At 73.8% G+C, this 19,730-nt stretch carries 12 protein-coding genes; 10 read left to right on the top strand and 2 right to left on the bottom strand.

Features of this window, described 5'->3' with window-relative positions; translation table 11 throughout:
- Positions 1-102 precede the first annotated feature (102 nt).
- The 3 genes from smc (at position 103) to ftsY (ending at position 6,714) form a co-directional block, all read left to right on the top strand.
- The gene (gene smc, locus ACZ3IL_RS00605; protein ID WP_467385394.1) at positions 103-3,648 is read left to right on the top strand and encodes a chromosome segregation protein SMC; all 3,546 of its coding nucleotides are present in this window, start codon (positions 103-105) and stop codon (positions 3,646-3,648) included.
- A 214-nt stretch (positions 3,649-3,862) separates the two neighbouring features.
- Complete coding sequence (locus ACZ3IL_RS00600; protein ID WP_467385393.1) at positions 3,863-5,296, top strand: sugar porter family MFS transporter; 1,434 nt, start codon at positions 3,863-3,865, stop codon at positions 5,294-5,296.
- Between the two features lie 191 nt (positions 5,297-5,487).
- Positions 5,488-6,714: a signal recognition particle-docking protein FtsY gene (ftsY, locus tag ACZ3IL_RS00595; RefSeq protein ID WP_467385392.1), complete on the top strand. Its 1,227-nt coding sequence runs from the start codon at positions 5,488-5,490 to the stop codon at positions 6,712-6,714.
- 75 nt (positions 6,715-6,789) lie between these two features.
- Here ftsY and ACZ3IL_RS00590 read toward each other — a convergent pair whose 3' ends face one another.
- Positions 6,790-7,443, bottom strand: coding sequence for a bifunctional DNA primase/polymerase (locus tag ACZ3IL_RS00590; RefSeq protein WP_467385391.1), 654 nt, complete (start codon positions 7,441-7,443; stop codon positions 6,790-6,792).
- A 425-nt stretch (positions 7,444-7,868) separates the two neighbouring features.
- Between ACZ3IL_RS00590 and nsdA the strand changes: the two genes are divergently transcribed.
- The 6 genes from nsdA to ftsH all read left to right on the top strand — a co-directional run bounded on the left by nsdA (position 7,869) and on the right by ftsH (position 17,881).
- The gene (gene nsdA, locus ACZ3IL_RS00585; RefSeq protein ID WP_467385390.1) at positions 7,869-9,341 is read left to right on the top strand and encodes a transcriptional repressor NsdA; all 1,473 of its coding nucleotides are present in this window, start codon (positions 7,869-7,871) and stop codon (positions 9,339-9,341) included.
- Positions 9,342-9,694: 353 nt separating this feature from the next.
- Positions 9,695-11,035: an ammonium transporter gene (locus ACZ3IL_RS00580; protein WP_467385389.1), complete on the top strand. Its 1,341-nt coding sequence runs from the start codon at positions 9,695-9,697 to the stop codon at positions 11,033-11,035.
- Positions 11,032-11,370, top strand: coding sequence for a P-II family nitrogen regulator (locus ACZ3IL_RS00575; protein ID WP_467385388.1), 339 nt, complete (start codon positions 11,032-11,034; stop codon positions 11,368-11,370). The genes ACZ3IL_RS00580 and ACZ3IL_RS00575 overlap by 4 nt, the downstream gene beginning before the upstream one ends.
- 31 nt (positions 11,371-11,401) lie before the next feature.
- Positions 11,402-13,903, top strand: a complete 2,502-nt coding sequence (locus ACZ3IL_RS00570) for a [protein-PII] uridylyltransferase (protein WP_467385387.1) — start codon at positions 11,402-11,404, stop codon at positions 13,901-13,903.
- 331 nt (positions 13,904-14,234) lie between these two features.
- A complete protein-coding gene (ffh, locus tag ACZ3IL_RS00565) occupies positions 14,235-15,788 on the top strand; it encodes a signal recognition particle protein (protein ID WP_467385386.1) in 1,554 nt (517 codons plus the stop codon).
- A gap of 134 nt (positions 15,789-15,922) precedes the next feature.
- Positions 15,923-17,881, top strand: a complete 1,959-nt coding sequence (gene ftsH, locus ACZ3IL_RS00560; protein WP_467385385.1) for an ATP-dependent zinc metalloprotease FtsH — start codon at positions 15,923-15,925, stop codon at positions 17,879-17,881.
- Between the two features lie 79 nt (positions 17,882-17,960).
- Here ftsH and ACZ3IL_RS00555 read toward each other — a convergent pair whose 3' ends face one another.
- Entirely contained in the window at positions 17,961-18,686 is a 726-nt protein-coding gene (locus ACZ3IL_RS00555; protein WP_467385384.1) for a class I SAM-dependent methyltransferase, read from the bottom strand.
- A 375-nt stretch (positions 18,687-19,061) separates the two neighbouring features.
- Here ACZ3IL_RS00555 and ACZ3IL_RS00550 point away from each other — a divergent pair, with 375 nt between their 5' ends.
- Positions 19,062-19,655: a hypothetical protein gene (locus ACZ3IL_RS00550; RefSeq protein WP_467385383.1), complete on the top strand. Its 594-nt coding sequence runs from the start codon at positions 19,062-19,064 to the stop codon at positions 19,653-19,655.
- The last annotated feature ends 75 nt before the right edge of the window (positions 19,656-19,730 follow it).

Here is a 19,730-nt window from a genome sequence, read left to right as displayed (position 1 = left end):
TGTTTCCACCCCTTCTTTCCCCCGCGTCCACCCCCTCCTCACCCGGGGATCTGCCCTGCCCGTTCACGGGCGAAACGCGCGGGCCCCGGTAGAGTCCCCGACGTGCACCTCAAGGCCCTGACGCTCCGCGGATTCAAGTCGTTCGCCTCGGCCACCACACTGAGGTTCGAGCCCGGGATCACCTGTGTCGTCGGCCCCAACGGTTCGGGCAAGTCCAACGTCGTGGACGCCCTCTCCTGGGTCATGGGCGAACAGGGCGCCAAGTCGCTGCGCGGCGGCAAGATGGAGGACGTCATCTTCGCCGGCACGACCGGGCGCCCCCCGCTGGGCCGCGCCGAGGTCTCGCTGACCATCGACAACTCCGACGGCGCCCTGCCCATCGACTACGCCGAGGTCACCCTCACCCGGATCATGTTCCGCGGCGGCAGCAGCGAGTACCAGATCAACGGCGACACCTGCCGGCTGCTCGACTTCCAGGACCTGCTCTCCGACTCCGGCATCGGGCGGGAGATGCACGTCATCGTCGGGCAGGGACAGCTCGACTCCGTGCTGCACGCCGACCCGATGGGGCGCCGCGCCTTCATCGAGGAGGCCGCGGGCGTCCTCAAGCACCGCAAGCGCAAGGAGAAGGCGCTGCGGAAGCTGGACGCGATGCAGGCCAACCTCGCGCGCGTGCAGGACCTCACCGACGAACTGCGCCGCCGGCTCAAGCCGCTCGGCCGGCAGGCCGCCGTCGCCCGCCGCGCCGCCGTCATCCAGGCCGACCTGCGCGACGCGCGCCTCCGCCTCCTCGCCGACGACCTCGTACGTCTCCGGGCCGCCCTCGCCGCCGAGGTCGCCGACGAAGCGGCCCTGCTCGCACGCAAGGAGACCACCGAGAACGACCTGCGCGCCGCCCTCGCGCGGGAGGCCGCCCTGGAGGCGGAGGCCCGCGCCCTCGTGCCCCGCCTGGAACGCGCCCAGCAGAGCCGGTACGACCTCTCCCGGCTCGCCGAACGCGTCCGCGGCACCGTCTCCCTGGCCGACGCGCGCGTGAAGAGCGCCACCGCCGCGCCCGACGGGGAACGGCGCGGCCGGGACCCCGAGGACCTGGAACGCGAGGCGGCCCGCGTCCGCGAGCAGGAGGCCGAGCTCGAAGCGGCCCTGGAGGAGGCCGAGCGCGCCCTGGAGGACGCCGTCGCCCGCCGCGCCGGCCTCGAACGGGAGCTGGCGGACGAGGAACGCCGCCTCAAGGACGCGGCCCGCGCCCTCGCCGACCGGCGCGAGGGCCTCGCCCGGCTCCACGGCCGGGCCGACGCGGCCCGCTCGCGCGCCGCCGCCGCCCGGGCCGAGATCGACCGGCTCGCCGCGGCCCGGGACGAGGCCGCGGACCGGGCCGCCGCCGCCCGGGAGGAGTACGAGCGGCTCAGGGCCGAGGTCGACGGGCTCGAAGCGGAGGACTCCGAGCACGCCGGACGCCACGAGGCCGCCCGCCGTGAACTGGCCGCCGCCGAGACCGCGCTCGCCGCGGCCCGCGACGCCCTCGACACCGCCGAACGCGACCGCGCCGCGACCCGGGCCCGCCACGACACCCTCGCCCTCGGACTGCGCCGCAAGGACGGCACGGGCGCCCTCCTCACCGCCGGGATCGCCGGAGTCCTCGGCCCGGCGGCCGACCTCCTCGCCGTCACCCCGGGATACGAGGCGGCCGTCGCCGCCGCCCTCGGCGCCGCCGCCGACGCGGTCGCCGCCGGGCCCGCCGCCGCCGCCGAGGCCCTCCGCCTGCTGCGCAAACAGGACGCGGGCCGCGCCTCCCTGCTCCTGACCGGAGCGCGGGACCCGGAACCCGGACCGCGGGGACCCGCGCCCGGCGGACGCCCGTACGCCGCCGATCTGGTCCGGGGGCCCGCCGACCTCATGGGCGCCGTCCGCCGGCTGCTCGCCGGGGTCGTCGTCGTGGAGGACCTGGACGAGGCCGCCGAACTGGTCAGGACCCGACCCGGGCTGACCGCCGTCACCACCGAGGGGGACCTGCTCGGGGCGCACTTCGCGCACGGCGGTTCCGCCGGCGCCCCCAGCCTCCTCGAAGTACGGGCCTCGGTGGCCGAGGCCGCCGCCGAACTCGACGCACTGGACGCGCGGTGCGAGGAGCTGACGGCCGCGCGGCGGGAGGCCGCCGAGCGGCACCGGGCCGCCGCCGCGCTCGTCGAGGAGCTCGACGCCCGCCGCCGTACCGCCGAGCGCGAGAAGTCCGGTGTCGCCCAGCGGCTCGGGCGGCTCGCCGGACAGGCCGGGGGAGCGGCGGAGGAGGCCGAGCGGGCCGCGGCGGCCGCCGCCCGCGCCCAGGAGGCGCTGGAGAACGCCACCGCCGACGCCGAGGAACTGGCCGAACGGCTCCTGGTGGCCCGGGAGGCGGCCGGGGAGGACGGGGACGAGGGACCGGACACCTCCGTACGCGACCGGCTCGCGGTCGAGGGCTCCCTCGCGCGCCAGGCCGAGATGGAGGCGCGGCTCCAGGTCCGCACCCACGAGGAGCGGGTCAGGGGGCTCGCCGGGCGGGCCGACTCCCTCGACCGGGCCGCCCGCGCCGAACGGGAGGCGCGCGCGCGTGCCGAACGGCACCGGGCCCGGCTCCGCCACGAGGCGCGGGTCGCGGGCGCGGTCGCCGCCGGGGCCCGGACGCTCCTGGCCCACGTCGAGGTCTCGCTGGCCCGCGCCGAACGGGAACGGGAGGTCGCCGAGGCGGCCAGGGCCGACCGGGAGCAGGGGCTCACGGCGGCCCGCGCCCGGGGCCGGGAACTCAAGGCCGACCTGGACAGGCTGACCGACTCCGTCCACCGGGGCGAGGTCCTCGGCGCCGAGAAGCGGCTGCGGATCGAGCAGCTCGAAGCCAGGGCCCTGGAGGAGTTCGGCGTGGAGGCGACCGTCCTGGTCGCCGAGTACGGCCCCGACCAGCCCGTCCCGCCGCCGCCCGCCGTCGAGGGGGAGGAGGACGATCCGGCCGCCCGGCCGCGGCCGTTCGTCCGTTCGGAGCAGGAGAAGCGACTGAAGGCGGCCGAACGGGCGTACCACCAGCTCGGCAAGGTGAACCCGCTGGCCCTGGAGGAGTTCGCGGCCCTGGAGGAGCGGCACGCCTTCCTCTCGGAGCAGCTGGAGGACCTGAGGAAGACCCGCTCCGACCTCCTTCAGGTCGTGAAGGAGGTCGACCTGCGGGTCGAGCAGGTCTTCACCGAGGCGTACCGGGACACGGCCCGCGAGTTCGAGGGCGTCTTCTCGCGGCTCTTCCCCGGCGGCGAGGGCCGGCTGGTCCTCACGGACCCGGACTCCATGCTCACCACCGGCGTCGAGGTGGAGGCCCGCCCGCCGGGCAAGAAGGTCAAGCGGCTCTCGCTGCTCTCGGGGGGCGAGCGTTCCCTGACGGCGGTGGCGCTGCTCGTCTCGATCTTCAAGGCCAGGCCCAGCCCGTTCTACGTGATGGACGAGGTGGAGGCGGCGCTCGACGACACCAACCTCCAGCGGCTGATCGGGCTCATGCGGGAACTCCGGGAGTCCTCGCAGCTGATCGTGATCACCCATCAGAAGCGGACGATGGAGATCGCGGACGCGCTGTACGGCGTTTCCATGCGGGGCGACGGGGTATCCAAGGTCATCAGCCAGAGGCTGCGCTAGCGACTCGGTCAGAGTGCGCTTTCAAGACTTGAACTTATACAGCGATGTTTTTTCTTCAGGACGGTCGGGGGGGAGTTTTGACTTCGAAAGTTGAATGCATAGTCTCTGCAACGTTGCTTCTCCCTTCAAGTGGTGGGCGGCGTGAAGTTGTGCCCCACTGGAAGGGCTTGTCCCCTCTGCCCCGACGACGCTGCCGGAGCCCCCAGGAGCCCATGTGACCAGCACCGATCCGGCGCACACGCCGCCGTCCTCCGAAGGCCGGGCCGCCCACCCGGACCACCTCGGCCACGTCATCTTCATCACGGCCTCCGCCGCCATGGGGGGCTTCCTCTTCGGATACGACAGCTCCGTCATCAACGGCGCCGTCGAGGCGATCCGCCACCGCTACGACATCGGCTCCGGCACCCTGGCCCAGGTCATCGCCATCGCCCTGATCGGCTGCGCCGTCGGCGCAGCCACCGCGGGCCGGATCGCCGACCGCATCGGCCGCATCCGCTGCATGCAGATCGCCGCCGTCCTCTTCACCGTCAGCGCCATCGGCTCGGCCCTGCCCTTCGCCCTGTGGGACCTGGCCTTCTGGCGGATCATCGGCGGCTTCGCGATCGGCATGGCCTCCGTCATCGGCCCCGCCTACATCGCCGAGGTCGCCCCCGCCGCCTACCGGGGCCGGCTCGGCTCCTTCCAGCAGGCCGCCATCGTCATCGGCATCGCCATCTCCCAGCTGGTCAACTACGGCATCCTCCAGCTCGCCGACGGCGACCAGCGCGGCAAGATCGGCGGCCTGGAGGCCTGGCAGTGGATGCTCGGCGTGATGGTCGTCCCCTCGCTCCTCTACGGCCTGCTCTCCTTCGCGATCCCCGAGTCCCCCCGCTTCCTCATCTCCGTCGGCAAGGACGAGAAGGCCAAGGAGGTCCTCGCCGAGGTCGAGGGCAAGGGCGTGAACCTGGACCACCGCGTGGACGAGATCAAGCAGGCCATGCGGCGCGAGCACAAGTCGAAGTTCAGCGACCTGTTCGTCCCCGGCAGCCGCTTCAGGCTGCTGCCCATCGTCTGGGTCGGCATCGGCCTCTCGGTCTTCCAGCAGCTCGTCGGCATCAACGTCGCGTTCTACTACTCCGCGACCCTCTGGCAGTCCGTCGGCATCGACCCGTCCGGCTCGTTCCTCTACTCGTTCACCACGTCGATCATCAACATCATCGGCACCGTGATCGCCATGGTCCTGGTCGACCGGGTCGGCCGCAGGCCCCTCGCCCTCGTCGGCTCCGCCGGCATGGCGATCGCCCTCGCCTTCGAGGCCTGGGCGTTCTCCGCCGACCTCGTCGACGGCAAGCTCCCCACCACCCAGGGCGTCGTGGCCCTCGTCGCCGCCCACGTCTTCGTGCTCTTCTTCGCCCTCTCGTGGGGCGTGGTGGTCTGGGTCTTCCTCGGCGAGATGTTCCCCAACCGCATCCGCGCCGCCGCCCTCGGCGTCGCCGCCTGCGCGCAGTGGATCGCCAACTGGGCCATCACGGTCAGCTTCCCGTCCCTGTCGGACTGGAACCTCTCCGGCACCTACATCATCTACACGGTCTTCGCCGTGCTCTCGATCCCCTTCGTGCTCCGGTACGTCAAGGAGACCAAGGGCAAGGCGTTGGAGGAGATGGGCTGATCCCCGCTGCCCCGCTCCTCGTCCACGGAGACCGCCCCGGTCCGAGGCCCCGCGCCCGGACCGGGGCGGTCCGCCGCTCCCGGGCCCCGGCCGGCCGCACCGCCGAACGGCGGACCGCCCCCGCCCGCGGGAGCGCGCCCCCGCCGGGAGAACGGGGGACGCGCGCGGGGTGACGCCATACTGGACCCGTTATGGAACTCATCCTTGCTGTAGTCATCGCTCTGGTCGTCGTGGTCGCCGTGACGAGCGGGCTCGTGGTCAGCGGCCGCAAGAAGAAGCAGCTGCCGCCCGCCGAGCCGCCGTCCGCCCCGCCGACCATCACCGCTCCGCCCGCCGAGCCGCGCGTCGGCGAGGAGGCGGAGACGCCGCGGGAAGAACCACGCCGCACGGTCGAGGAGGTCCGGCTCCCCACGGCCGAGGAGGCCACCGGGACGCCGACCGCGGTCGAGGACCCCGTCGTCGCCGAACCCCCGGCCCCCGAGATCGAGGTCCCCGAGCCCACCGCGGGCCGTCTCGTACGGCTCCGGGCCCGCCTCGCCCGCTCCCAGAACTCCCTCGGCAAGGGACTGCTCACCCTCCTGTCCCGCGAGCACCTCGACGAGGACACCTGGGAGGAGATCGAGGAGACCCTGCTCACCGCAGACGTCGGCGTCGCCCCCACCCAGGAACTGGTCGAGCGGCTGCGCGAGCGGGTGCGGGTGCTCGGCACCCGCACCCCCGAAGAGCTGCGCGGCCTGCTCCGCGAGGAGCTGATCGCCCTCCTCGGCCCCGACCTCGACCGCGCGGTCAGGACCGAGAGCCCCACCGACGTCCCCGGCGTCGTGATGGTCGTCGGCGTCAACGGCACCGGCAAGACCACCACCACCGGCAAGCTGGCCCGCGTCCTCGTCGCCGACGGCAAGTCCGTCGTCCTCGGCGCGGCCGACACCTTCCGCGCCGCCGCGGCCGACCAGCTCCAGACCTGGGGCGAGCGCGTCGGTGCCCGCACGATCCGGGGCCCGGAGGGCGGCGACCCGGCGTCCATCGCCTTCGACGCGGTCAAGGAGGGCATCGCGGAGAAGGCCGACGTCGTCCTCATCGACACCGCCGGCCGGCTCCACACCAAGACCGGTCTCATGGACGAGCTCGGCAAGGTCAAGCGCGTCGTGGAGAAGCACGGCCCGCTGGACGAGGTCCTGCTCGTCCTCGACGCCACCACCGGCCAGAACGGCCTGATCCAGGCCCGCGTCTTCGCCGAGGTCGTCGACATCACCGGCATCGTCCTGACCAAGCTCGACGGCACCGCCAAGGGCGGCATCGTCGTCGCCGTCCAGCGCGAGCTGGGCGTCCCGGTGAAGCTGATCGGCCTGGGCGAGGGCCCGGACGACCTGGCCCCCTTCGAGCCGGGCGCCTTCGTGGACGCCCTGATCGGCGACTGAACCACCGCGCCGCGCACGCGTGAAGGGCCCCGCCACCTCTCGTGGCCGGGGCCCTCCGCGTATGCGCGCCGGACGTCAGAAGCGCGTGCGGTGGCAGATGTACGCCAGGGTGCCGAGCAGCAGCCGCGCCTGCGGCGGCGCGCCCGCCGTGTCGAGCGTCGGGGGCCGCAGCCAGCGCACCGGCCCGAGGCCCCCCAGGTCGGACGGAGGAGCGGTGACGTACGTGCCGGGGCCCAGTCCGCGCAGGTCGAGTCCGGCGTCGTCCCAGCCCATCCGGTACAGCAGCCGGGGCAGTTCGGCCGCGGCCCCGGGCGCCACGAAGAACCGCGCCCGTCCGGTCGGCGTCGCGCACACCGGGCCCAGCGGCAGCCCCATGCGCTCCAGCCGGACCAGGGCCCGCCGGCCCGCGGCCTCCGCCACCTCGATCACGTCGAAGGCCCGGCCCACCGGCAGCAGCAGCGCCGCGCCCGGGTACTCCGACCACGCCTTCACGGCGTCGTCCAGGGCGGCGCCCGCCGGGACCGGTTCCGCGAAGGAGAGGGGGTGCGCCCCGGGGGCCGCGCACGCCGGGTCCCCGCAGGAGCACCGGCCGGAGACGGCCCGCGCGCCCGGGACCACGTCCCAGCCCCACAGCCCGGTGTACTCCGCCACCGCTGTGCACTCCGTGGTGCGTACGCGGCGGCGTGCGCCGGACCGCATCTCACGAATGCCGCCGATCGTGAAACCCATGTCCCCTCCAACGGGTCGAGCGCGCCGGTGGTTACGACCCGGAGCCCTCCCGTCACCCTTCGTCACGCCCTGGCGCCGGGGTGGCGCACGGCCGTGCGGGGGGTGGTGCGGACCGGGACGCGCGCCTCTCCGCGCATCCGTCCGGCGAGTCGGGTCGTCGCACGTCAAGTGAAGCGCGTCGCAAGGGAAGTGGGTTCATCCGAAGGGGTGGCGAATGGTGGCGTTTCTTGAATTCCCCTCGTAGAGGGGCGATCGTGGGGTTACTTTCGGTACTCGAAACCGCAGGGGCGCGGCGCACGCGTGAGTATGCCGGAGGCAACCCGGTTTTCCGTTCGAACGAGGGCGAACGCCGGACGGGAGCCGCGGGAGACGGCATCCTGGCAGGGGTTCGCACGACAGACGATCAGGTGAATGGGGGCGTTCCAGTGGGCGGCAACGGCGCAGACGGTACGACTGCCGGGAAGCGCCCGAACGAGCGGCTCGGCTCGTGGTTCGTGCGCAGCGGCTGGTCCAAGGGCGAACTGGCGCGCCAGGTGAACCGCAGGGCGCGCCAGATGGGCGCGCACCACATCTCCACCGACACCTCGCGCGTGCGCCGCTGGCTCGACGGCGAGCAGCCGCGCGAACCCATCCCGCGCATCCTCTCCGAACTCTTCTCCGAGCGGTTCGGCTCCGTCGTCGCCGTCGAGGACCTCGGCCTGCGCACGGCCCACCAGGCGCCCTCCGTCGCCGGCGTCGACCTGCCCTGGGCGGGCCCCCAGACCGTCGCCCTGCTCAGCGAGTTCTCCCGCAGCGACCTCATGCTCGCCCGCCGGGGCTTCCTCGGCTCCTCGCTCTCCCTCGCCGCGGGACCCGCCCTCGTCGAACCGATGCAGCGCTGGCTCGTCCCCACCCCCGCGGCCGAGCGCCCCGAGGTCCCCGCCGACGCCCACCGCCCCCACCGGCTCTCCGAGGTCGAACTCAACCTCCTGGAGTCCACCACCTCGATGTTCCGCAAGTGGGACGCCCAGTGCGGCGGCGGACTGCGCCGCAAGGCCGTCGTCGGACAGCTCCACGAGGTCACCGACCTCCTCCAGGAGCACCAGCCCGCCGCCGTCTCCAAGCGCCTCTTCACCTGCGCCGCCGAACTCGCCGAACTCGCGGGCTGGATGAGCTACGACGTCGGTCTCCAGCCCACCGCCCAGAAGTACTTCGTGCTCGCCCTGCACGCGGCCAAGGAGGCCGGGGACAAGCCCCTCGGCTCGTACATCCTCTCCTCCATGAGCCGCCAGATGATCCACCTCGGCCGGCCCGACGACGCCCTCGAACTCATCCACCTCGCCCAGTACGGCAGCCGGGACTGCGCCACCGCCCGGACCCAGGCCATGCTGTACGCGATGGAGGCCCGCGCCTACGCCAACATGGGCCAGCCCTCCAAGTGCAAGCGGGCCGTCCGGATGGCCGAGGACACCTTCGCCGACGCCGGCCTCGACGGCGAACCCGAGCCCGACTGGATCGGCTTCTTCTCCGAGGCCGAGCTCAACGGCGAGAACTCCCACTCCTACCGGGACCTCGCCTACGTCGCCGGACGCTCCCCGACGTACGCCTCGCTCGCCGAGCCCCTCATGGAACGGGCCGTCGACCTCTTCGAGAAGGACACCGAGCACCAGCGGTCGTACGCCCTCAACCTCATCGGCCTGGCCACCGTCCACCTCCTCAAGCGCGAGCCCGAGCAGTCCGTCGTCCTCGCCGAGAAGGCCCTCGGCGTCGCCCGCAGCATCCGCTCCGAACGGGTCAACACCCGGCTCCGCAAGACCGTCGACCACGCCGCCCGCACCTACAGCGACGTCGCCGAGGTCGTCCAGCTCACCGACCGGCTCACCCAGCTCCTCCCCGAGGCGGCCGCCGAAGCGGTCTGACCCTCCCCGCCGGGCCCCACGGGGCCCGCACCGACCCCGGCCGCGCCGGGCGTCCCGTACCACCCGACTCGGCTCCCCCGCCGCACGGTCACACGGACGCCCGACGCGGCCGGTTCGCGTCCCCCGGCCGCCCGTGCGCCGCCGTACGCGCGGAGAGTACACCGTTACCCGTCCGTGACCAGCGTGTTCACGGTCACGTAACACGAACCGCCCCTTCGTCACCGGTCCGAAACACCGGGGGGCACCCGCGGAAACCGCGCTGCGCGAATCTCTGGCCCATAACCGGCCAGTTTCCGCGGCCGGCCACTCCCCGGCCCCGCCCCGCACAGGCCGCATCCGACGAGGAGACGCCGATGGCACCAGCCGTCACGACCCTGGCCGCAGACGCTCCCGAGCTGTCCGCCGCCAACACCGGGTTCATGCTCATCTGCTCCGCCCTGGTCATGCTGATGACCCCGGCACTCGCCTTCTTCTACGGAGGCATGGTCCGCGTCAAGTCCACCCTCAACATGCTGATGATGAGCTTCGTCAGCCTCGGGATCGTCACGGTCCTGTGGGTGCTCTACGGCTTCAGCCTCGCCTTCGGCACCGACACGGGCTCGGTCGTCGGATGGTCCTCCGACTACGCCGGCCTCGGCGGCATCGGGATCACCGAGCTGTGGGACGGCTACACCGTCCCCGTCTACGTCTTCGCCGTCTTCCAGCTCATGTTCGCGGTCATCACCCCCGCCCTCATCAGCGGCGCCCTCGCCGACCGCGTCAAGTTCACCGCCTGGGCCCTCTTCGTCACCCTGTGGGCCACGATCGTGTACTTCCCCGTCGCCCACTGGGTCTGGGGCTCCGGCGGCTGGCTCTTCGAGATGGGCGTCATCGACTTCGCCGGCGGCACCGCCGTCCACATCAACGCCGGCGCCGCCGCCCTCGGCGTCATCCTCGTCATCGGCAAGCGCGTCGGCTTCAAGAAGGACCCGATGCGCCCGCACAGCCTCCCGCTGGTCATGCTCGGCGCCGGACTCCTCTGGTTCGGCTGGTTCGGCTTCAACGCCGGCTCCTGGCTCGGCAACGACGACGGCGTCGGCGCCGTGATGTTCGTCAACACCCAGGTCGCCGCCGCCGCCGCCATGCTCGCCTGGCTCGCCTACGAGAAGATCCGCCACGGCGCCTCCACCACCCTCGGGGCCGCCTCCGGCGCCGTCGCCGGACTCGTCGCCATCACCCCCTCCGGCGGTGCCGTCAGCCCCCTCGGCGCGATCGTGGTCGGCGCCGTCGCCGGTCTCCTCTGCGCCATGGCCGTCGGCCTCAAGTACCGGTTCGGCTACGACGACTCCCTCGACGTCGTCGGCGTCCACCTCGTCGGCGGTGTCGTCGGCTCCCTCCTCGTCGGCCTCCTCGCCACCGGCGGCGTCCAGTCCGACGCCAAGGGCCTCTTCTACGGCGGCGGCCTCGAACAGCTCGGCAAGCAGGCGATCGGCGTCTTCGCCGTCCTCGCCTACTCCCTGATCGTCTCCGCGCTCCTCGCCCTCGCCATCGACAGGACGATGGGCATGCGGGTCGCCGAGGACGTCGAGGTCTCCGGCATCGACCAGGCCGAGCACGCCGAGACCGCGTACGACTTCAGCGGAGCCGGCGGCGGCGCCTCCCGCTCCGCGACCCCCGCCCCGGCCGTCACGCAGAACAAGAAGGTGGACGCATGAAGCTCATCACCGCGGTCGTGAAGCCGCACCGGCTCGACGAGATCAAGGAGGCCCTCCAGGCGTTCGGCGTCCACGGACTCACCGTCACCGAGGCCAGCGGCTACGGCCGCCAGCGCGGCCACACCGAGGTCTACCGGGGCGCCGAGTACACCGTCGACCTCGTCCCCAAGGTCCGCGTCGAGGTCCTGGTGGAGGACGAGGACGCCGAACAGCTCATCGACGTCGTCGTCAAGGCCGCCCGGACCGGCAAGATCGGGGACGGCAAGGTGTGGAGCGTGCCGGTCGAGACCGCCGTGCGGGTCCGCACCGGCGAACGCGGACCGGACGCGCTGTAGGCGTCCGCGGGCACACGTGAGGAGCCGCCGGGTGACGAACCCCGAATCCAGCAAGCGGAACGAAGACGCGGACCCCGGCGGTCACGCGGCGGCCCGGCTGCTCCTCCTCCGGCAGGAGGAGCGGTCCGGACCGCCGCGCCGCGCCGCCCTCGCCCGCCTCACCGACGACTGGCTGACCGGCCTCTTCGCCGCCGCCGCGCCGCCCCCCGGCACCGCCCTCGTCGCCGTCGGCGGCTACGGCCGCTCCGAACTCTCCCCCCGCAGCGACCTCGACCTCGTCCTGCTCCACGACGGCACCGCCGGCGGGACCGCGATCGCCGCCCTCGCCGACCGGATCTGGTACCCGGTGTGGGACGCCGGCCTCGCCCTCGACCACTCCGTCCGCACCCCCGCCGAAGCCCGCGCCACCGCGGGCAAGGACCTCAGGGCCCACCTCGGCCTCCTCGACGCCCGCCCCCTCGCCGGGGACGCCGGACTCGTCACGGCCCTGCGCGCCACCGTCCTCGCCGACTGGCGCGACCGGGCGCCCCAACGCCTCCCCGAACTCGGCGCCCTCTGCCGCGAGCGCGCCGAACGCGCGGGAGAGCTGCGGTTCCTCCTCGAACCCGACCTCAAGGAGGCCCGCGGCGGACTGCGCGACGCCCAGACCCTCCGGGCCGTCGCCGCCTCCTGGCTCGCCGACGCCCCCCGCGAAGGACTCGACCGCGCCCGCCGGTGCCTCCTCGACGCCCGCGACGCCCTCCACCTGACCACCGGCCGCGCCACCGACCGGCTCGCCCTCCAGGACCAGGACGCCGTCGCCGCCGAACTCGGCCTCCCCGACGCCGACGCCCTGCTCCGCGAGGTGTACGAGGCCGCCCGGACCGTCTCGTACGCCGCCGACGTCACCTGGCGCGAGGTCCACCGCGTCCTCAAGGCCCGTTCCGCCCGCCCGCGCCTCCGGTCCCTCCTCCGCGGCCGGCCCGGAGCCGGCCGGACCGGGGACGCCCGGGCCGGCGGCACGCCCCCGGCCGAGCGCACGCCGCTCGCCGAAGGCGTCGTGGAGATGGACGGGGAGGCCGTCCTCGCCCGCACCGCCCGGCCCGAACGCGACCCCGTCCTCACCCTGCGCGCCGCCGCCGCGGCCGCCCGGTCCGGACTCCCGCTCTCCCCGCACGCCGTCCGCCGCCTCGCCGCCACCGCCAAGCCCCTGCCGGTGCCCTGGCCCGCCGAGGCACGCGAGGAACTCGTCACCCTCCTCGGCGCGGGAGAGGCCACCGTCCCCGTCTGGGAGGCGCTGGAGGCCGAAGGCCTCGTCACCCGGCTCCTCCCCGGCTGGGAACGCGTCCGCTGCCGGCCCCAGCGCAACCCCGTCCACACCTGGACCGTCGACCGCCACCTCGTCGAGACCGCCGTACGGGCCTCCTCGCTCACCCGCCGCGTCGGCCGCCCCGACCTCCTCCTCGTCGCCGCGCTCCTCCACGACATCGGCAAGGGCCGGCCCGGCGACCACTCCGTCGCGGGAGAGGCCGTCGCCCGCGACCTCGCCGCCCGCATCGGCTTCGGCCGCGCGGACGCCGCCACCGTCGCCACCGTCGTCCGCCACCACCTCCTCCTGGTCGAGACCGCCACCCGGCGCGACCTCGACGACCCCGCCACCGTCCACTCCGTCGCCACCGCCGTCGGCACCCTCGGGACCCTGGAACTCCTGCACGCCCTCACCGAGGCCGACGCCCTCGCCACCGGTCCCGCCGCCTGGTCCTCCTGGCGCGCCTCGCTCGTCGCCGACCTGGTCGGACGGGTCGCGGGCGTCCTCGCGGGCGAGCCCCTGCCCGACCCCGAGGCCGCCGCCCCCAGCGCCGAACAGGAACGCCTCGCCGTCGAGGCCCTGCGCACCGGCGGACCCGTCCTCGCCCTCCACACCCGCGCCGAGGGGCGGACGGAGGGCGACGAGGACGACACGGTCCCGGAACCCGTCGGCGTCGAACTCGTCATCGCCCTGCCCGACCGGCCCGGCGTCCTGCCCGCCGTCGCCGGCGTCCTCGCCCTGCACCGCCTCACCGTCCGCGCCGCCGACCTGCGGGCCGCCGAACTCCCCCCGGGCCTCGGCCCCGGTCCCGGCCCCGGCCCCGTCCTCGTCCTCGACTGGCGCGTCGCCGCCGAGTACGGCTCCCTGCCCGAGGCCGCCCGGCTCCGCGCCGACCTCGTCCGCGCCCTCGACGGCTCCCTCGACGTCCCCGCCCGCCTCGCCGCACGCGAAGCGGCCCACCCCCGGCGGCGCGGCCCCGCCGCCCCGCCGCCCCGCGTCACCGTCGCCGCCGCCGGCTCCCGCCTCGCCACCGTCATCGAAGTCCGCGCCCAGGACGCCCCCGGCCTCCTCCACCGCATCGGCCGCGCCCTGGAGGGGGCGGCGGTGCGGGTCAGGAGCGCGCACGTCTCCACGCTGGGCGCCAACGCCGTCGACACCCTGTACGTGACCCGGCCGGACGGCTCCCTGCTGCCGCCGGAGGAGGCGGCGGACCTGGCGAAGGCGCTGGAGGCGGCGCTGGGGTGACCCGGAGGGCACCGCCCGCCGGGCACGGGACGCTCCCCGCGCGAACGGGGCGACCCCGCCGGGTCGTCACGGGTTCCCCGGCTCCCTGGAACGCTCCCGCGCGAACGGGGCGACCGCCTTCGCGATCCAGCGGCGCGAGGACAGGCCGGACGCCCCGCGCGAGCGGAGGCGGTCCGGCGACCGCACGAGCGAGCCGCCCGGGAATCCGCGGTCTCCGCGCCCGCGGGGCGCGCCCGCCCGTCCGATCCGGTGGGCGGGGGTGATTCCTTTGCCGGGCCGGATACCCTGGAGGGCGATTCTCCGCCCCCGACCTCAAGGACCGACGAGCGCCGTGTTCGATACTCTCTCCGACCGCCTGAGCGCGACCTTCAAGAACCTCCGGGGCAAGGGTCGCCTTTCCGAGCAGGACATCGACAGCGCGGCCCGGGAAATCCGTATCGCCCTCCTCGAGGCCGACGTCGCCCTGCCGGTCGTGCGCGCGTTCATCCGGAACGTCAAGGAACGGGCCCTCGGTGCCGAGGTCTCCAAGGCCCTGAATCCGAGCCAGCAGGTCATCAAGATCGTCAATGACGAGCTGGTCGGAATCCTGGGCGGCGAGACCCGCCGCCTCCGGTTCGCCAAGGCCGCGCCCACCGTGATCATGCTCGCCGGTCTCCAGGGCGCGGGCAAGACCACCCTCGCCGGAAAGCTCGGCCTCTGGCTCAAGGGCCAGGGCCACTCCCCGCTGCTCGTCGCCTGCGACCTCCAGCGCCCCAACGCCGTCAACCAGCTCTCCGTCGTCGCCGACCGCGCCGGCGTGGCCTTCTACGGTCCCCAGCCGGGCAACGGCGTCGGCGACCCGGTCCAGGTCGCCAAGGACTCGATCGAGTACGCGCGCACCAAGCTCTACGACGTCGTCATCGTCGACACCGCCGGCCGCCTCGGCATCGACCAGGAGCTGATGCGGCAGGCCGCGGACATCCGCGACGCCGTCAGCCCCGACGAGATCCTCTTCGTCGTCGACGCCATGATCGGCCAGGACGCGGTCAACACCGCCGAGGCCTTCCGCGACGGCGTCGGCTTCGACGGCGTCGTGCTCTCCAAGCTCGACGGCGACGCCCGCGGCGGTGCCGCGCTCTCCATCGCGCACGTCACCGGCAAGCAGATCATGTTCGCCTCCAACGGCGAGAAGCTGGACGAGTTCGACGCGTTCCACCCGGACCGCATGGCGTCCCGCATCCTCGGCATGGGCGACATGCTCTCCCTCATCGAGAAGGCCCAGCAGACCTTCGACGAGGAAGAGGCCGCCAAGATGGCCTCGAAGCTCGCGTCGAAGAAGGGCCAGGAGTTCACGCTCGACGACTTCCTGGCCCAGATGGAGCAGGTCCGCAAGATGGGCTCGATCTCCAAGCTCCTCGGGATGCTCCCCGGCATGGCCCAGATGAAGGAGCAGATCAACAACATCGACGAGCGGGACGTCGACCGCACGGCCGCCATCATCAAGTCGATGACCCCGGCCGAGCGCCAGGACCCGACCATCATCAACGGCTCCCGCCGCGCCCGCATCGCCAAGGGCTCCGGCGTCGAGGTCAGCGCGGTCAAGGGCCTGGTCGAGCGGTTCTTCGAGGCCCGCAAGATGATGTCCCGCATGGCCCAGGGCGGCGGCATGCCGGGGATGCCCGGGATTCCCGGCATGGGCGGCGGTCCCGGCCGGCAGAAGAAGCAGGTCAAGCAGGCCAAGGGCAAGCGCAAGAGCGGCAACCCGATGAAGCGGAAGGCCGAGGAGCAGGCCGCCGCCGAGCGCCGCGAGCAGGCCCAGCAGGGCGGCGCCTTCGGTCTGCCCGGGGCGGGCCAGACCCCGAAGGACTTCGAGCTGCCGGACGAGTTCAAGAAGTTCATGAGCTGACCGGGGCGTGAGGAGAGGGGCCCGGGGCGGTGCGAAACCGCCCCGGGCCCCTCTTCATCCCTCCGGACCGCCCGCGATGCCCGGTTCCTCCCGCTCTCCGATACTGGGGCCACCGCCGCCCCGAGGAGAGTCACGTGGCCGACCCCGCACCCCCGAGCGACCGGACCGACCAGCCCTGGCGCTCGGAAGGGGCCCCGCCGCCCCCGGCGCCGAGGAAACGGATGCCGGGCGGCTGGGGCGGACTGATCCTCACCGCGCTCGTCGTGTACCTGATCACCAACATCGTCCTGTCGTTCTTCAACGACGGCGACGGCCCGACGATCTCGTACACCGAGTTCGACCGGCAGGTCGCCGCCGGGAACGTCACCAAGATCTACTCCAAGGGCGACGCGATCCAGGGACAGCTCAGGAACAAGCAGCCCGTCCCCGACGGCGAGGGCGACTACACCACGTTCACCACCCAGCGGCCCGCCTTCGCCGACGACGGCCTGTGGGCGCAGCTCACCAAGCGGAACGTCGTCGTCACCGCCGAGCCGGTCGTCCAGGAGCGCAGTTTCCTCGCCAACCTCCTCCTCTCGCTCGCCCCGATGCTGCTGCTCGTCCTGCTCTGGGTGTTCATCGCCCGCCGGATGAGCGCGGGCATGGGCGGCGCCGGCGGCATGCTGGGCCGCAAACAGCCGCCCAGACCGGTGGAGCTGGAGACCGGGAGGCGCACCACCTTCGCCGACGTCGCCGGCATCGACGAGGTCGAGGGCGAACTCAACGACGTCGTCGACTTCCTCAAGAACCCGGACGCCTACCGGGCGATGGGCGCCAAGATGCCCCGCGGCGTGCTCCTCGCCGGGCCTCCAGGCACCGGCAAGACCCTCCTCGCACGGGCCGTCGCGGGCGAGGCGGGGGTGCCGTTCTTCTCGGCCTCCGCCTCCGGGTTCATCGAGATGATCGTGGGCGTGGGCGCCTCCCGGGTGCGGGAGCTGTTCTCCGAGGCCCGCAAGGTCGCCCCGGCGATCGTCTTCATCGACGAGATCGACACCATCGGCCGGGCCAGGGGCGGCGGTTCGGGCATGGGCGGTCACGACGAGCGCGAGCAGACCCTCAACCAGATCCTCACCGAGATGGACGGCTTCACCGGTTCCGAGGGGGTCGTCGTCCTCGCCGCCACCAACCGCGCCGACGTCCTCGACCCCGCCCTCACCCGGCCCGGCCGCTTCGACCGGATCGTCCACGTCAACCCGCCGGACCGGGGCGGGCGCGAGGCCATCCTGCGCATCCACACCCGCCGGATTCCGCTCGCCGAGGACGTCGACCTGGAGCAGGTGGCCCGCGCGACCCCCGGCATGACCGGCGCGGAGCTGGCCAACCTCGCCAACGAGGCCGCGCTCCTCGCGGTCAAGCGCGAGCGGAAGGCCGTCACGCGGACCGACCTGTCCGACGCCCTGGAGAAGGTCCAGCTCGGCGCGGAACGGCCGCTCGTGATGCCGGAGGAGGAACGGCGGCGGACCGCGTACCACGAGAGCGGCCACGCCCTGCTCGGCATGCTCCAGCCCGGCGCCGACCCGGTCCGCAAGATCACCATCGTGCCGCGCGGCCGGGCCCTCGGCGTCACCCTCTCGACCCCGGACGCCGACAAGTACGCCTACACCGAGGAGTACCTGCGCGGCCGGATCATCGGGGCCCTCGGTGGGATGGCGGCCGAGCAGGTCGTCTTCGGCACGGTCACCACCGGCGCCGAGAGCGACCTGGAGCAGGTCACCGGCATCGCCCGGGGCATGGCGGGCCGGTGGGGGATGAGCGAACGCGTCGGCCGCCTCACCGCCGTCCCGGGCGACCCCCAGCAGGCGTACGGCCTGTCGGCGGCCCCCGCGACCCTCGACACCGTCGACCGGGAGATGCGGCGGATCGTCGACGAGTGCTACGAGGTCGCGCTGCGGCGGCTCGCCGACCACCGCGACAAGCTGGACGCCCTGGCCGGGGCCCTCCTGGCGAACGAGACCCTGGAGGAGGACGCGGCCTACCGCGCGGCGGGCATCGCCCGCCCGGCCCCGGGCCCCGAGCCGGGCGTGGGGCCGAACCCCGAGCCGCCGGGGGCGTGACGGGGGAGGGGCCCGGGGGCGGGCGGCCGCGTGCCGCCCGGTCGGCCGGGGAACGCCGGCGGACGGCGCGCGCCGTCCGTCAGGGGGTGCGGGCGACCACGTACCGGAAGACGTTGGGCATCCACACCGTCCCGTCCGGGCGGACGTACGGGGCGAGCGCCTCCTCGATCTCCTTCTCCACCTGCGAGGGGTCCGCCGCGCGGACCGCCTCGTCGAAGGCGCCCGTCGACAGCAGCCCCCGCACCGCGCTGGCTTCGTCCGCGTACCCGAAGGGGCAGGCCACCCGGCCCGCGCCCTCCCGCCGCAGCCCCGCCCCGGCCACCAGCGCGTCCAGGTCCGGCGCCGGCGCCGGACGGCGGTCCGAGAGCCGGGCCGCGACCCGCAGCACCGTCTCCGTGGCGCACCGCTCCGGCGGCCCCCACCCGGCGAGGACGACCGCCGTGCCGGAATGAGCCGTACGGGTGAGCACCGGCAGTTCCGGAAGAAGGGCGTCCGTCGCGTGGAAGGCCGTGATCACGTCGTACGGGGCGTACTCCGGCGGCCCGTGCGTGACCGCGACGTCCTCCGGCAGCCGCTCCCTGGCCAGCTCCACGCGCGCGTGGTCCCGGTCCGCGCCGGCCACCCGCGCGCCCCGCGCGGCCGCCATGAGGAGGGCCAGGCCCGAGCCGCAGCCGAGCCCGAGCACCCGGGAGCCCGCGCCCACGCCGAGACGGTCGTACACCGCCTCGTACAGCGGCACGAGCATCCGCTCCTGGATCTCGGCCCAGTCGCGCGCGGGGTGGTGCGGGACGAGCGTAGGTGTCATGAAAAGCGCCCCAATCCGTGTGCGGACGACGGCCCCCCGTAGTCAGGGAACTCCCCTTCCGGGGCCGCGTCCAGTGGTCGGGCCGCACCGATTCGCCCGGGGGAGGGGCGGTGTGCGCCCGCGCGCGCGGACCCTGTAATGTCCCCGCAACACTTCACGTCCGTCCCGCCCTTCCCGGCGGGGCGCGCGCACCCGGCCCGTGCGCCGGGGCGTATGCGCCGCTACGTACGGGCTTGGGGCCGCGCGGGCGTCTCCTCCGCAGATCGGCGTACTGGCCCTCGTCCGGACGCATCGGAGTCAACTGACGGGTAAGTGCAAAATATTTGGGATGCCCCGGAATGGAACCCGGGAGCGCTTCGGCTCGTTGTACCCGACGTGAGCACGACACCACCTGTTCTCGCCGCAGAGCTGGCACAGGCGTGGGCCGACATTCAGCGGCACCACCCCGAGCTGCCCGACCTTGCCGCGCCCGAATCCCTCATCGGAGAGTCCTCGTCCGCCTGCGGCGCCGAACTCTCCTTCGAACGACTCCTCCACGAGGCGGTCCACGGCATCGCCGCCGCCCGGGGCGTCCGCGACACCTCCCGCGCCGGCCGCTACCACAACCGCCGCTTCCTCGCGATCGCCGAGGAGATGGGTCTCGACCACCCCGAGGAGCCGCACGCCAGCAGCGGCTTCTCCCTGGTCACGCTCAACGCGGAGGCCAGGCGGCGCTACCGCCCCACCATCGAACGGCTCCAGCGCGCCCTCAAGGCCCACACGGTCGCCACCGCCGCCGACACCAAGCGCTCCTTCCGCGGACCGGCCGCCCGGCACGGGTCCTCGGGCGGCGGCGTCCGGGTCAAGGCCGTGTGCGACTGCGGGCGCAACGTGCGCGTGGTCCCCTCGGTGCTCGCCCAGGCGCCGATCGTCTGCGGCGGCTGCGGCAAACCCTTCCGCATCCCGGAGGCGGTGGGCGCCGCTCGCTGAGCCCCGGGCGTGTGGCACAATGGCTAGCTGTACTCGACAGTCGCACAGGACCCCTCTCTCCTCCGGCTGACGCGT

It is taken from the genome of Streptomyces sp. NPDC014907, assembly GCF_055562975.1.
Note: the sequence above shows the minus strand (reverse complement) of the source record. Positions and strands in the feature narration are given on the sequence as shown.